The organism is Pseudomonas putida, from assembly GCF_050989985.1.
In the GTDB taxonomy this organism is placed as follows: domain Bacteria; phylum Pseudomonadota; class Gammaproteobacteria; order Pseudomonadales; family Pseudomonadaceae; genus Aquipseudomonas; species Aquipseudomonas putida_AI.
The window spans coordinates 3,764,012-3,777,050 of sequence record NZ_CP158815.1 but is presented as its reverse complement, the minus strand read 5'-3'; the positions used below and the strand labels follow the sequence as shown (position 1 = coordinate 3,777,050).

Sequence of the window (13,039 nt, the reverse complement as noted above, 5' to 3'; positions counted from 1 at the left end):
GGCCCTGTTTTTAACATGGGACCCCGGTGTATCGACCCATACAGTCGTGCAGGCAAGCGCCGTAGCAGTGGCTAGCGAGCGAATTTCTTCGCCCCGGCCACGCAAAGAATCACGGCGATGGTCACCCCGAGCATGCCGATGCTCACCTGTTCGTGCAGCACAGTGGCTGCCAGTGCCAGGCCGAAGAACGGTTGCAGCAATTGCAACTGGCCGACGGCGGCAATCCCGCCCTGGGCCAGCCCGCGATACCAGAACACAAAGCCGATCAGCATGCTGAACAGCGACACGTAAGCCAGGCTGAACCAGGCTGGTGTGCTGATGCCGCTGAACGACGCCGGCATCCGCCACCAGGTCAGGGCCGCCATCACGGGCAGCGCCAGCACCAGAGCCCAGGAAATCACCTGCCAGCCACCCAGGCTGCGCGATAGCTTCGCGCCTTCGGCATAGCCCAGCCCACAGGCGAGTATCGCCAGCAGCATCAGGATATCGCCCTGGGGGGAGGCGGTCAGACCCTGGGCGATGGCAAAACCTACCACCAGCAGGCTGCCCAATACCGAGAAGACCCAGAACACCGGTCGAGGACGTTCGCCGCCCCGCAGCACCCCGAACGTGGCGGTCGCCAGCGGCAGCAGGCCGACAAAGACAATGGAGTGTGCAGACGTCACGTATTGCAACGCCAGCGCCGTCAACAGCGGAAACCCCACCACCACGCCCAGGGCCACGATGACCAGCGGCACAAGCTGATTGCGCGCCGGGCGTCTTTCCCTGAACAACAGCAATAGGCCCAAGGCGAGTAGGGCGGCGATGGTCGCGCGCGCCACCGTGAGAAACAGCGGATCGAATTCCAGCACAGCCAGGCGGGTCGCGGGCAGTGAACCACTGAAGATCACCACGCCGATCAGGCCGTTGATCCAGCCGCTGGCGCCACTTTCCAGCGTCGGGTTTTGCAGGTTAGAGGTCCGTTCCATTTCGCTCACGCTCGTTGATGGGTTGCATGAAACCCATGCTATGGCTGACTATCGATACAATCAAAAAATTGTCATGGATACATTTCGACATGCCTCGGTCCCGCTACAAATCCCTGGTGGATGCCTTCGCCGCCGACATCCGTTCCGGCCAATTGCCGCCGGGCACGCGCCTGCCGACTCACCGTCAACTGGCCACGGAGCACGGTCTGGCGCTGGTCACCGCCAGCCGGGTTTATGCGGAGCTTGAGAGCATGGGCCTGATCAGTGGCGAGACCGGACGCGGGACCTTTGTCCGGGAGACGTCGCTGCCGCCCGGCCAGGGTATTTCCCAGTCCGTGGTGGCGGCGGGGATGATTGATCTCAACTTCAACTACCCGTCGCTGCCTGGCCAGGCCGACCTGCTGCGCGGCGCCCTGCGTCAGCTCGCGCTGTCCGGTGACCTCGAATCCCTCCTGCGCTACCAACCCCATGCAGGGCGCTTGCATGAGCGGGCGTCGGTCGCCCGGCATTTGCAGGCGCGTGGTCTTAAGGTGCCGGCCGAGCAGGTATTGATCGTCAGTGGCGCCCAGCATGGCCTGGCCGTGGTGATGATGACGCTGCTCAAGCCCGGCGATGTGATCGCTGCCGATGCCTTGACCTATCCGGGGTTCAAGACCCTGGCCGAAACCCTGCACCTGGAAGTCCTGCCCATCCCGGTTACCGACCGGGGGCCGGATTTGCCGGCCCTGGAAAAGCTCTGTTGTACTCGACCGGTGCGGGCCATTTATGCGATGCCGACCCTGCACAACCCGCTGGGCTGGGTGCTGGACGCCGATCAGCGCGAACGTCTGGTGGCGATCGCACTCCAGCATGACCTGACCATCATCGAGGACGCCGCCTACGCCTTTCTCGCCGATAACCCGCCACCACCTCTGGTGGATATGGCGCCGGAGCGAACGGTGTACGTCTCCGGTTTATCGAAGAACATCGCCACCGGATTGCGCGTCGGTTTCATTGCCGCGCCCGCGCATTGGGTGGCGGGGTTTGAGCGCACGATCATGGCCACCACCTGGAACACCCCCGGTGTGATGACCGCCATTGCCACGACCTGGCTGGATGACGGCACGGTGACTGGGCTGGAGGCGCAAAAGCGCGCCGACGCACAGGCCCGGCAAACGCTGGCCCGCGAGGAGCTGGCGGGAATGAGGATCATCAGCCACCCATCTTCCTACTTCATGTGGCTGCCGCTGACCGAAGATGCCCGCGCCGACCAGATCGCCATGGCGTTGATGCGGGAACAGGTCTCGGTTTCGCCCGCCGAACCTTTTGCGATCACCCCCCATGTACCCCATGCAATCCGGCTGGCGCTGGGCTCGGTGGACATGGACTCGCTGCGCCGGGCATTGGTGAAAGTGAAGAAGGTGGTGGGCTATTACCAGTAGCGGACAGGCGCCAGGGCAGTTTTCTTCAATACGCACGCCAAGGGGCTGTTTACCTTGAGGCCTGGTTCAATTGAAAAGAAGAAGGTGTGCGATGAGTCTGATGATGTCCATGGCGGCGTTTGCGCTGGCCGCTTCAATCACCCCGGGGCCGGTGAATATCGTGGCGCTGAGCTCGGGAGCGCGATTCGGTTTTCGCGCCAGCCAGCGGCATGTGGCCGGGGCAACCCTGGGGTTCGTGCTGTTGCTGGTGCTGATGGGGCTGGGGCTGCATGAGCTGTTGCAGGTCTGGCCGGCGATGACTCAAGTGGTGCAATGGGCCGGTGTCGGGTTCCTGCTGTACATGGCGTTCAAGCTGGCGGCGGACAACGGGCAGCTCGAGGCGAAAGACGCGAGTCGCGCGCCATCGATGCTCTATGGCGCGGTCATGCAATGGCTCAACCCCAAGGCCTGGCTGGCCTGCGTCGCCGGCATGGGCGCCTTCGTGGCCGATGGCGAAGCACGACTGGTGTGGCAGTTTGCGGCGGTGTACCTGGTGATCTGTTATGTGTCGGTCGGTTGCTGGGCATATGCCGGGACGTTTTTGCGCGGGTACCTGAACAATCCGGCGGGGATGCGCTTGTTCAATCGGGTGATGGCGATGTTGCTGGCGGTGAGTGCCATTTACTTGATCCTGTAGGAGCGAGCTTGCTCGCGAAAAACCAAAGGCCACCGCGGGATGCCCGATTTCACGCGTTATCGTTCGCCACCATCGCGAGCGAGCTCGCTCCTACAGGGGGGCTCAGCCTCGATACTGCCCCGGCGTGGCGGCCAAATGCTGTTTGAACGCTCGCTGGAAATGCGCCTGATCGGCAAAACCCGCTTCCAGCGCCACGTCGGCGATCAGCTTGCCGTTGCGCAGTTGATCGCGGGCGAACTGGATGCGCTGGTTGACCACGAAGGCGTGGGGCGTCATGCCGTAATGCTGCTTGAAGGCGCGGATCAGGTAGGACGGCGACAACTGCGCCGCCTCGCAGATGTCTTCGAGCTTGAGCATTTGCGTGCAGTGTTCGCGGATGAAATCGGCGGCGCGTTCCAGTTTGAAATTGGGTTCGCGCAACGCTGAATCGACCGGGTTCAGGCGCCACTGCACTTCGCTGAAAAATTCCACCGCCGCGCTCTGCTTGCGCAGGATGTCCTGCTGCGGATTGACCAGCACCTGATACAAGGCTTGCAAACCCGTGAATAGATCCGCGTCCTGCGTATGGGTGACGGCAAAGCGGCGAAACGCCAGGTCGTCACTAAAACCAAGCTGATGCTGCAAGTCGGTGAGCCACGGTGTTTCGACATACAGCATCAGGTACGACCAGGGCTGGTCGTCGATCGGATTGCAGGCATGGACGTCGCCGGGGTTCATCAGCACCACCGTGCCTGCACCCACCTCGAACTGCGATTGCTCATGGACATAGGTGCTGCGCCCGGCGGTGATCGCCCCAATGGAAAAGTGCGCGTGGGCATGCCGGGTGTAGCAGACCTCGCGCCCGTCGGCGATGGAGCGAGCCTCGATGAAGGGCAGGGCATCATCGCGCCAGAAACGCGGGGCCTTGTCGGTGTCCTTGAGCTGTGAACGCGTCATGGTCGGTCCTTGGCAAATCAGCCCCGGAGTGTATTAGCTCTCGCCATTAAAGGCTCGTTTCAACTCGGCGATATCGAGCTTTTTCATCTGCATCATCGCGGCCATGGCACGTTGGGATTTGGTCGTGTCCGGATCCTTGAGCATGTCCATCATCGCCACCGGCACGATCTGCCACGACACGCCGAATTTGTCCTTGAGCCAGCCGCATTGCTGCGCCTCCACCGGACCGCCAGCGGACAGCCGGCCCCAGAAGTGATCGACTTCTTCCTGGGTCTGGCAATTGACCTGGAAGGAGATCGCCTCGTTGAAGGTGAAGTTCGGGCCGCCGTTGAGCCCGGTGAAAGTCTGGCCGTCGAGTTCGAAGCTGACCGTCAGCACCGAACCTTCCGGATGCCCATGGATCTCCTGGCCGGCCTTGCCGTAGTGAGTGATGGCAGTGATTTTCGAATGGTCGAAGATCGCGCAATAGAACTTCGCGGCGTCTTCGGCCTGACCGTCGAACCACAGGCAAGGCGTAAGTTTTTGAACATGTAGCATGGCGGGTCTCCCTGGCAGGTTTTTGCATGCTGGACTATCAGCGTAGTCAGCCACCGTGGGTATGGCTGTGCCATAGATCGAGAAATGCATAAAACGGCTCCTTGCCCTCTGTAGGAGCGAGCCTGCTCGCGATGAACTCAAGAGCGCCGCGTTAATCCAGATAGCCCTCGTCTTTGTTAACGACCATCGCGAGCAGGCTCGCTCCTACAGGGTTTTATGTAGTCAGTATGACTGCGTTTCGAGTCAATTAGACTTATTCGCAAAAGAGTCGTTTTGACATGGCCTGTCTCAAGCGCTTGATTCATATGGCCTGAATAGCTGGCACGGGACTTGATACATGACAGGTACTACTGAACTGCTACAGGAGTACGGAAAATGTTCCATTTCTTCAGCAATGCTCAGAATGTACTGCAACTTTCCAGCCGTGTACTCGGCGTCGGCCTAGCAATGCTGCTGGCGGGGATCTACGGCGCTTACCTCTACGACGGTCACCTGTCGATCCTGGCTCTGGTGTCGCTGCATGCCATGACCATCGTCGGGCCAACCCTGCTGAAAATCGGCTACGTCATGCGCCTGCTGTCACAGCACCGCTTGAGCATGCCCCAGGCAGCGGTGGTGGCCTGATGGGCAAACTATCGGCGGCACCGGTCTTCAGTCTCGGCTTTCGTCCTTTCTTTCTGGCGGGGGCTGCGTTTGCCGCACTGGCGGTGGCGATATGGGCGTTGTGGCTGTATGGCCGTTTGCCCGGCTCACAGCCGGTGGGCGGCATGCTTGCCTGGCACCGCCACGAAATGCCGTTCGGTTTTGCCATGGCGATCATTGCCGGATTTCTGCTGACCGCGGTGCCAAACTGGACCGGTCGACCGGGCCTCAAGGGCTGGCCTCTGATCGGGCTGGTACTGGTCTGGCTGCTCGCGCGGCTGGCCTGGCTGATGCCGATTCCTCCCGGGTTGCTGCTGATCCTGCAACTGCCTTTGCTGCCGCTGCTGGCCGTCGTCCTCGGGCGTGATCTGATTGCAGCCGGCAAGCGCGAAAACTACCCGATCCTGTTGATGCTCACGCTGTTGGCCGGATGCGAAGCCATGACCCTGTGGGGCATCTGGAGCGACGACGTCGGCCTGCAACGTCGTGGCGTGCTGGCCGCGCTGTGGCTGGTGGGCGCGATGATGACGGTGATCGGTGGCCGGGTGATTCCGTTCTTTATCCAGCGTGGCCTCAATCGCCCGGCAACGCCTGCTGCCAGCCCCTGGCCGACGCGCGTGCTGTTGGTGAGCAGTCTGATGGCAGCGCTGACGTTTGCCCTGGGCTTGAACGACGTTCCCAACCCATGGCTGGCGGCGTTGTTTGCATTGATGACTGGCTTGCACCTGCTGCGGCTGTGGCGTTGGCACGATCGGGGCATGTGGCGCGTGCCGCTGTTGTGGTCGCTGTACCTGTCCTACACCTGGCTGCTGGTCGCGGCGGTTGGCATGGCGCTGTGGCACGCCGGGTTGCTGCCGCAGCAAAGCCTGGCCACTCATTCGCTGGCGGTCGGTGGCGTGGGCGGCTTGGTCCTGGCGATGATTGCCCGGGTGAGCCTGGGTCATACCGGGCGGCCGCTGCTGCCGTCGAAAGCGATTGTCACGGGTTTTGCCCTGGTGCTGGTGGCAGGCTTGTCACGGGTGCTGCTGGTGCCGTTTTCCGGACTTGGCCTGGGCTTGTCGGCGGTGCTTTGGTGTGCTGCCTTTGGCCTGTTCCTGCTGCGCTATACCGACATCCTCCTCAAACCGAGGGCTTGAAGACTATTAGCGATCGTTCCCACGCTCCGCGTGGGAACGCCTCCTGTGACGCTCTGCGTCACGCTTCTGGGACGCGGAGCGTCCCGGGCTGCATTCCCACGCAGAGCGTGGGAACGATCAACACAGGTCCGTGGTGCCCACACATTTTTTGACCGGTGGTCGATAGAGTTCGGCCTGCGAAGCAAATTGGACTTAGCTGAAGGGATAACCGAGGCGCGCGTGACCCCGCTGACTGTAGGAGCAAAGCTTGCTCGCGATGAACGATAACTCGGTACAACAGACCTGACGCTATCGCGAGCAAGCTTTGCTCCTACAGAAAACAACGAAGTGCCCCAGAACGCGCCCCCCTTCAGAACACCGTGAGTCTGAGGAGCCTTGCAATGCTGACCCTCAATATCAATGGCAAGGACCAGGAACTGGATGTCCCCGCGGACATGCCGTTGCTGTGGGTCTTGCGCGATGTAGCCCACCTGACCGGGACCAAGTTCGGCTGCGGCATGGCCCAGTGTGGCGCCTGTACCGTGCACGTCGACGGTGCACCGCTGCGATCCTGCATCACCCCTGCCACGGCCGTGGCCCATGGGCAGAAAATCCTCACCATCGAAGGCCTGTCGCTGGACGGTTCGCATCCGGTGCAAAAAGCCTGGGCCGAGCTTGATGTGGTGCAGTGCGGCTACTGCCAGTCGGGGCAGATCATGTCGGCGGCGGCGCTGCTGGCGAAGATCCCGCAGCCGACCGACAGCGATATCGATCAGGCGTTGTCCGGCAATATTTGCCGTTGCGGCACCTATCCAAGAATCCGTGCCGCGGTCAAACGCGCCGCGCAACTGGGTTGATGGCCATGAACAGTCTCAATCCACTTTCACGTCGCAGCTTTCTCAGGGGCACTGCCGTATTGGGCGGCGGGCTGGTGGTGGCATTTGTTATCCCCGGTGCCCACCGTTTTGCCCAGGGCGCGGAAAACGAGGGCAGTGTGTTCGCCCCCAATGCCTTCCTGCGTATCGGCAATGACAACAGCGTCACGGTGCTGCTGGGGCATTCGGAAATGGGCCAGGGTATCTGGACCGGCCTGACCATGTTGATCGCCGAAGAACTGGACGCCGATTGGTCGAAAATCCGCGTCGAACATTCCCCCGCGTCAGCCAAGGATTACGGCCTGGCGGGTTTCGGCGGCATGCAGATCACCGGTGGCTCGACCTCGACCTGGATGGAGTTCGACCGCTACCGCCAGGCCGGCGCGGCGGCGCGGATGATGCTGATCGAGGCGGCGGCCAAGCGCTTCAACGTTGCACCTTCGGCAATTCGAACCGAATCGGGCGTGGCGATTGCCGGCGACCAGCGCGCCACCTACGGTGAACTGGCCGATGACGCGGGCAAGCTGCCGGTGCCGGATCCTGCCTCGATCAAACTCAAGGAGGCCAAGGACTGGACCATCATTGGCAAGCCCACCAAGCGCCTGGACACGCCGGAGAAAATCACCGGTCGCGCGAAGTTCGGCATGGACGTGCAGTTCGACGGCCTGTTGACCGCGATGGTCGCTCGTCCGCCGGGCTTCGGTGGCAGCGTCAAATCCTTTGAAGGCGCCGATGCGCTGGCAATCCCCGGCGTGCGCAAGGTGGTGCAGGTGCCGACCGGCGTCGCGGTGATCGCCGATCACTATTGGGCGGCGAAACTGGGGCGCGATGCATTACATGTGGAGTGGGACCTGGGGCCCAACAGCGGCCTGGACAGTCAGAAGCTGCTGGAGAGCTTCCGCAAACTCGCCGCGACGCCTGGTATCGCAGCAAGTCAGGCCGGGGACGCCCAGGCAGCGCTGGCCAAAGCGACCAAGACCCTCGACGTCGAATATAGCGTGCCGTATCTGGCCCACGCGCCCATGGAGCCGCTCAATTGCACGGTGAAAATCACCCAGGACAAATGCGAGATCTGGACCGGTACGCAGTTCCAGACCCTGGACCAGATGATCGCCGGGAAAATCACCGGGCTCAAACCCGAGCAGGTCGAGATCCACACCGAGTTCCTCGGCGGCGGCTTCGGTCGGCGGGCCAACCCGACTTCGGATTTCGTCGCCGAAGCAGTGCAGGTCGCCAAGGCCGCGGGCGCGCCGGTGAAAACCGTGTGGGCGCGGGAAGATGACATCCGTGGCGGCTATTACCGCTCGGCGTTTCTGCATCAGGCGCGGGTCGGGCTGGGACCTGATGGCCTGCCGCTGGCGTGGAAGCATGTACTGGTCGGACAGTCGATCATGGCTGGCACTTCGCTCGAAGCGGCCATGGTCAAGAACGGCGTCGACAAGACTTCGGTGGAGGGGGTGGCGGACAGTCCCTACCTCGAGGACCTGGCTGACCATCAGGTCCAGCTGCATTCGCCGAAAACCGGCATCAGCGTGCTCTGGCTGCGTTCGGTGGGGCACACCCACACCGCGTTCGTCATGGAGTCGCTGATCGACGAACTGGCCAGCGCGGCGGGCAAGGATCCGGTGGAGTACCGAAGAACCTTGCTCAAGAACCATCCGCGACACCTGGGGGTGTTGAACCTGGCGGTGGAGAAGGCCAACTGGAAGGCGCCGCTGCCGGACGGCCATGCCCTCGGCGTGGCGGTGCATGAGTCGTTTGGCAGCTACGTGGCTCAGGTTGCCGAGGTTTCCCAGGACAACCTGGCAATCCGCGTGCATCGCGTGGTGTGTGCGGTGGACTGCGGGATTGCAGTCAATCCCAAGAGCATCGAGGCGCAGATGGAGTCGTGCATCGCCTTTGGCCTGGGTTTCACCTTGCACAGCAAGCTGACGATCAAGGGCGGCCAGGTGGTGCAGTCCAACTATCACGATTATCAGGTGCTGCGGCTGAATGAGATGCCGGTGGTCGAAGTGCATATTCTGCCCAGCAGCGAAAAACCTGGCGGTATCGGCGAGGCCGGTGTACCGCCCACGGCGCCGGCAGTGGCCAACGCGGTGTTCGCCCTGACCGGGCAACGCCTGCGGGAACTGCCGCTGCAGTTGTCGGGGGTGTGAGATGAAACGACATCACTGGATTCTCGGAACGCTGATCCTGGTGTGCCTGTTTATCTATGCAACCGAGCTGTTCGCCGATGACAAGGAGGCGCTGAAGGCCTTCGACACCGTGCGACAGGTCTTCCAGAGCCCCCGTTGCCAGAACTGCCACATCCCGGGTGATTCGCCGCTGCAGTTCGATGCCGGAAAGCCCCACGCGATGAATGTAGTGCGGGGCATGGATGGCAAGGGCGCCGCGGGTTTGCCCTGTGCCACTTGCCATGCCGACGCCAACCCGCCGGCCAGTTACGGCCCCTCGACGCCGCCGGGTGCGCCTCATTGGAGCCTGCCGCCGGCCGCGCACAAAATGGCCTGGATCGGCCTGCCACCGGACAGGCTGTGCAACATGATCAAGGACCGTGCGAGCAACGGCGACCGTGATTTCGCCGCTCTGATCAAGCATGTCAGCGAAGACAAGCTGGTGCTGTGGGGCTGGAATCCGGGGGGCAATCGCGCTCCGGTGCCGGTGCCGCACGATGTATTTGTCACGCAATTCAAGCTGTGGGCTGACGCAGGAGGGCCCTGTCCGTTGGCGGGTACATGACCGTCGGTCAATGAATCCGGAGTCAAACCTGCTATCGAGGACTCTAAAAACTATAACCACCCAGGGAGTATCCGATGCTGACCTCAGGCAAACCGCACAAGACACGCGTATGTGCAGGGACGCCACAAAACGAGCGCGAACTGCTGCGCGATCTGGCCCGCAAGGCCGAGCAGGAACTGATCGGCGTGCAGATGGCGAGCATGGATGAGTTGACGCTGTTGCCCAACCGCCATGGCTTCATCGCCCTGGCCCAACTGGGGCTGGACGCCTGTCAACGCTTGGGCCGGCCGGCCACGCTGCTGTTTTTCAACCTCGAAGACTTCAAGCGCATCAACTACCTGTTTGGCCGCAAAGAGGGCGATCACGCGCTGAAAACCTTCGCCGACGTGCTGAGCATCGGCTTCAGGGAAAGCGATGTGATTGGCCGCCTGGAAGGCGCCACGTTCGTGGCCTTGCTCACTGGCTCCTGCGGCGTGGATGTCGCGGCGATCAAGGCACGGCTGGAAGAGATGCTTGATGAGCGCAATACCATGGCGCATCGCGGGTATGGGATTCGCTTCAGTATCGGGCAAATTGAGCATGACCCCGGGCAGCATGAATCGGTGGAGGAGTTGTTGGTGGAGGCTGAGAGGGTGTTGGGCCGTTGAGTTAGGTGTTGTGTGGGCGGTCCTCATCGCGAGCAGGCTCGCTCCCACAATGAGTTTTGTGAATACACATCCACTGTGGGAGCGAGCCTGCTCGCGATGGGGCCCTTGCTGGCGACACCTTATTTGGCAAACAACTGCCCGATATCCTTGAACGCCTTGAACTCCAGCGCATTGCCGCACGGATCGAACAGAAACATCGTCGCCTGTTCACCCACCAGTCCCTGAAAACGAATCCCCGGCTCGATCACAAAGCGTGTCTCCAGCGCCGTCAGGCGTTGCGCCAGCGCCTCCCATTCCGCCATCCCCAGCACCACGCCGAAATGCGGCACCGGCACGTCATGGCCGTCGACGGCGTTGGTGTGGGCGGCTTCTTGCGAGGCGTTTTTCGGCGCCAGGTGGATCACCAGTTGATGGCCGAAGAAGTTGAAATCCACCCAGTGATCGCTAGAGCGACCTTCCTCCAGACCGAAAACGCTGCCATAGAAGTGCCGTGCGGCGACCAGGTCGTACACCGGGATGGCCAGATGAAAAGGGGACAGCTGCATCATGCGTTCCTCGTTCGTGAAGGTTCTTGCGAGTTTATCCCTGTGATTCTTTATTGAAAGACGATAGTTTTTGCGTCGAGCACAAATTATTTCGATCAATCAGGGGCCGCCATGCTGCGAGAACTGAAAACTTTTATCGCCGTGGCCCGCTATGGCACCTTCGCCGCAGCGGGGATGCACATAGGCCTGACGCAGTCGGCAGTCAGCGCGCAGATTCGCAACCTGGAACAGGCACTGGGCATTCGTCTGTTCGACCGTACCGGGCGTCAGGCGCTGCTCAATGCGGCGGGGCAGCGTGCATTGCCGATGGCCAGGGAGATGCTGGAGACCTTCAGTCGCATGGCGATCAGCGAGGACGTCAGCGAGTACCGTGGTGAGTTGAAGATAGGCGCGGTGGCCACGGCGCAGACTGGCCTGTTGCCTCAGGCGCTGCTGCGATTGCGCCAGCAGGCGCCACGCCTGGAGCCGAAGCTGGTACCCGGCGTGTCGCTTAACCTGCTGAGCCAGGTGGACACCGGCGAAGTGGACCTGGCAATCATGATCAAGCCGCCGTTCGAACTGCCCAAGGAGCTGTCAGCCCAGGTGATCCGCCGCGAGCCGTTCGTGCTGATCGTGCCCGCGGACCTCGAAGGCGACGATCCGCTGCAACTGCTGGCCGACCATCCCCATGTGCGCTACGACCGCAACTCCTTCGGCGGGCGTCTGGTGACGCGGTTTCTGCGTGAGCAACAGATTGACGTACAGGTCGCGCTGGAGCTGGATGAGCTGGAGGCCATTGTGAAAATGGTCGAGTGCGGGTTGGGCGTTTCGCTGCTGCCGCAAGCCGGGTTGTGGCTGGAGCATGGTGCGAAGGTCAGGGTGATTGAGTTGGGCGAGCTGACGTTTTACCGGGAAATGGTGCTGTTGCAGCGCTACAGCCAGCGACAGCAGCCGATCCAGCAGTTGTTTGCCAAATGCCTGAACACCGCATCCCTGTAGGAGCGAGCATGCTCGCGATGGACGTTAACGATAACGCGGGAAGCCTGACACCCCTTGGCGTTCTCAGGTTCATCGCGAGCATGCTCGCTCCTACGGGAGTCGGGAATGACAGGCACAAAAAACCCGCCAAAGAGGCGGGTTTTTTATTGGCTAACCGAAGATCACTCTTCGATGTTGCCCATGGCAGTAGTGTTGAAACCACCGTCCACGTACATGATTTCGCCGCTGATGCCGGACGCCAGGTCCGAGCACAGGAACGCGCCGGCGTTGCCGACTTCTTCGATGGTGACGTTGCGACGCAGCGGGGTTTGCGCTTCGTTGGCGGCCAGCATCTTGCGGAAGTTCTTGATGCCGGAAGCGGCCAGGGTACGGATAGGACCGGCCGATACGCAGTTCACGCGAGTGCCGTCCGGGCCCAGGGAGCCGGCCAGGTAGCGTACGCCAGCTTCCAGGGAAGCCTTGGCCATGCCCATTACGTTGTAGTTCGGCATGGTGCGCTCGGCGCCCAGGTACGACAGGGTCAGCAGGCTGCCGTTGCGGCCTTTCATCATTTCGCGACCGGCCTTGGCCAGGGCCACGAAGCTATAGGCGCTGATGTCGTGGGCGATGCGGAAACCGTCACGGGTGGTGGCTTCGGTGAAGTCGCCGTCCAGTTGGTCGCCCGGGGCGAAGCCGACGGAGTGCACGATGCAATCCAGGCCGTCCCACTTCTTGCTCAGCTCTTCGAAAACCTTGGCGATTTCCGCGTCGCTGGCCACGTCGCACGGGAAGCACAGCTCAGGGCTCGAACCCCAGCCTTGTGCGAATTCTTCGACACGACCCTTGAGTTTGTCGTTCTGATAAGTGAAGGCAAGCTCAGCGCCCTCGCGATGCATGGCGGCAGCGATGCCGGATGCGATGGACAGCTTGCTGGCGACACCGACGATCAGTACGCGCTTACCGGCGAGAAAACCCATGTGT

General features: G+C 61.9%; 14 protein-coding genes. 9 read left to right on the top strand and 5 right to left on the bottom strand.

Annotated elements, in window-relative coordinates; all coding sequences use genetic code 11:
- Positions 1 to 71: 71 nt before the first annotated feature.
- The gene (locus ABTV29_RS17345; RefSeq protein ID WP_433765758.1) at positions 72 to 968 is read right to left on the bottom strand and encodes a DMT family transporter; all 897 of its coding nucleotides are present in this window, start codon (positions 966 to 968) and stop codon (positions 72 to 74) included.
- 89 nt (positions 969 to 1,057) lie between these two features.
- Between ABTV29_RS17345 and ABTV29_RS17340 the strand changes: the two genes are divergently transcribed.
- Entirely contained in the window at positions 1,058 to 2,389 is a 1,332-nt protein-coding gene (locus tag ABTV29_RS17340; RefSeq protein WP_433765756.1) for a PLP-dependent aminotransferase family protein, read from the top strand.
- 91 nt (positions 2,390 to 2,480) lie between these two features.
- On the top strand, positions 2,481 to 3,065 hold the full coding sequence (locus ABTV29_RS17335) for a LysE family translocator (RefSeq protein WP_433765754.1): 585 nt from the start codon (positions 2,481 to 2,483) through the stop codon (positions 3,063 to 3,065).
- 102 nt (positions 3,066 to 3,167) lie between these two features.
- On the opposite strand, the gene ABTV29_RS17330 is transcribed toward ABTV29_RS17335, so the two are convergent.
- Positions 3,168 to 4,001, bottom strand: a complete 834-nt coding sequence (locus ABTV29_RS17330) for an AraC family transcriptional regulator (RefSeq protein WP_433765752.1) — start codon at positions 3,999 to 4,001, stop codon at positions 3,168 to 3,170.
- A gap of 33 nt (positions 4,002 to 4,034) precedes the next feature.
- Positions 4,035 to 4,538: a VOC family protein gene (locus ABTV29_RS17325; protein ID WP_433765750.1), complete on the bottom strand. Its 504-nt coding sequence runs from the start codon at positions 4,536 to 4,538 to the stop codon at positions 4,035 to 4,037.
- Between the two features lie 375 nt (positions 4,539 to 4,913).
- On the opposite strand from ABTV29_RS17325, the gene ABTV29_RS17320 reads away from it, so the two are divergent.
- The 6 genes from ABTV29_RS17320 (at position 4,914) to ABTV29_RS17295 (ending at position 10,556) form a co-directional block, all read left to right on the top strand.
- Positions 4,914 to 5,162 (top strand): transmembrane sensor/regulator PpyR, encoded by a 249-nt coding sequence (locus ABTV29_RS17320; RefSeq protein WP_433765748.1) that lies wholly within the window; start codon positions 4,914 to 4,916, stop codon positions 5,160 to 5,162.
- Positions 5,162 to 6,316, top strand: a complete 1,155-nt coding sequence (locus ABTV29_RS17315) for an NnrS family protein (RefSeq protein WP_433765746.1) — start codon at positions 5,162 to 5,164, stop codon at positions 6,314 to 6,316. Before ABTV29_RS17320 ends, ABTV29_RS17315 begins: the two co-directional genes overlap by 1 nt.
- Before the next feature lie 380 nt (positions 6,317 to 6,696).
- A complete protein-coding gene (locus ABTV29_RS17310; protein ID WP_224539610.1) occupies positions 6,697 to 7,152 on the top strand; it encodes a (2Fe-2S)-binding protein in 456 nt (151 codons plus the stop codon).
- 5 nt (positions 7,153 to 7,157) lie between these two features.
- A complete protein-coding gene (locus ABTV29_RS17305) occupies positions 7,158 to 9,326 on the top strand; it encodes a molybdopterin cofactor-binding domain-containing protein (protein ID WP_433765743.1) in 2,169 nt (722 codons plus the stop codon).
- A 1-nt stretch (position 9,327) separates the two neighbouring features.
- The gene (locus tag ABTV29_RS17300; RefSeq protein WP_433765742.1) at positions 9,328 to 9,909 is read left to right on the top strand and encodes a hypothetical protein; all 582 of its coding nucleotides are present in this window, start codon (positions 9,328 to 9,330) and stop codon (positions 9,907 to 9,909) included.
- 74 nt (positions 9,910 to 9,983) lie between these two features.
- On the top strand, positions 9,984 to 10,556 hold the full coding sequence (locus ABTV29_RS17295; RefSeq protein ID WP_433765740.1) for a GGDEF domain-containing protein: 573 nt from the start codon (positions 9,984 to 9,986) through the stop codon (positions 10,554 to 10,556).
- 119 nt (positions 10,557 to 10,675) lie between these two features.
- Here ABTV29_RS17295 and ABTV29_RS17290 read toward each other — a convergent pair whose 3' ends face one another.
- Entirely contained in the window at positions 10,676 to 11,101 is a 426-nt protein-coding gene (locus tag ABTV29_RS17290) for a VOC family protein (protein WP_433771916.1), read from the bottom strand.
- Between the two features lie 111 nt (positions 11,102 to 11,212).
- On the opposite strand from ABTV29_RS17290, the gene ABTV29_RS17285 reads away from it, so the two are divergent.
- A complete protein-coding gene (locus ABTV29_RS17285) occupies positions 11,213 to 12,079 on the top strand; it encodes a LysR family transcriptional regulator (RefSeq protein ID WP_433765738.1) in 867 nt (288 codons plus the stop codon).
- A 161-nt stretch (positions 12,080 to 12,240) separates the two neighbouring features.
- Here ABTV29_RS17285 and fabI read toward each other — a convergent pair whose 3' ends face one another.
- Entirely contained in the window at positions 12,241 to 13,035 is a 795-nt protein-coding gene (gene fabI, locus ABTV29_RS17280; protein WP_175377330.1) for an enoyl-ACP reductase FabI, read from the bottom strand.
- Positions 13,036 to 13,039 lie beyond the last annotated feature (4 nt).

Bases quoted from the DNA above. Each gene is read 5' to 3' on its own strand.
- ABTV29_RS17345 (WP_433765758.1), bottom strand. From the start codon at position 968: ATGGAACGGACCTCTAACCTGCAAAACCCGACGCTGGAAAGTGGCGCC.
- ABTV29_RS17340 (WP_433765756.1), top strand. From the start codon at position 1,058: ATGCCTCGGTCCCGCTACAAATCCCTGGTGGATGCCTTCGCCGCCGAC.
- ABTV29_RS17335 (WP_433765754.1), top strand. From the start codon at position 2,481: ATGAGTCTGATGATGTCCATGGCGGCGTTTGCGCTGGCCGCTTCAATC.
- ABTV29_RS17330 (WP_433765752.1), bottom strand. From the start codon at position 4,001: ATGACGCGTTCACAGCTCAAGGACACCGACAAGGCCCCGCGTTTCTGG.
- ABTV29_RS17325 (WP_433765750.1), bottom strand. From the start codon at position 4,538: ATGCTACATGTTCAAAAACTTACGCCTTGCCTGTGGTTCGACGGTCAG.
- ABTV29_RS17320 (WP_433765748.1), top strand. From the start codon at position 4,914: ATGTTCCATTTCTTCAGCAATGCTCAGAATGTACTGCAACTTTCCAGC.
- ABTV29_RS17315 (WP_433765746.1), top strand. From the start codon at position 5,162: ATGGGCAAACTATCGGCGGCACCGGTCTTCAGTCTCGGCTTTCGTCCT.
- ABTV29_RS17310 (WP_224539610.1), top strand. From the start codon at position 6,697: ATGCTGACCCTCAATATCAATGGCAAGGACCAGGAACTGGATGTCCCC.
- ABTV29_RS17305 (WP_433765743.1), top strand. From the start codon at position 7,158: ATGAACAGTCTCAATCCACTTTCACGTCGCAGCTTTCTCAGGGGCACT.
- ABTV29_RS17300 (WP_433765742.1), top strand. From the start codon at position 9,328: ATGAAACGACATCACTGGATTCTCGGAACGCTGATCCTGGTGTGCCTG.
- ABTV29_RS17295 (WP_433765740.1), top strand. From the start codon at position 9,984: ATGCTGACCTCAGGCAAACCGCACAAGACACGCGTATGTGCAGGGACG.
- ABTV29_RS17290 (WP_433771916.1), bottom strand. From the start codon at position 11,101: ATGCAGCTGTCCCCTTTTCATCTGGCCATCCCGGTGTACGACCTGGTC.
- ABTV29_RS17285 (WP_433765738.1), top strand. From the start codon at position 11,213: ATGCTGCGAGAACTGAAAACTTTTATCGCCGTGGCCCGCTATGGCACC.
- fabI (WP_175377330.1), bottom strand. From the start codon at position 13,035: ATGGGTTTTCTCGCCGGTAAGCGCGTACTGATCGTCGGTGTCGCCAGC.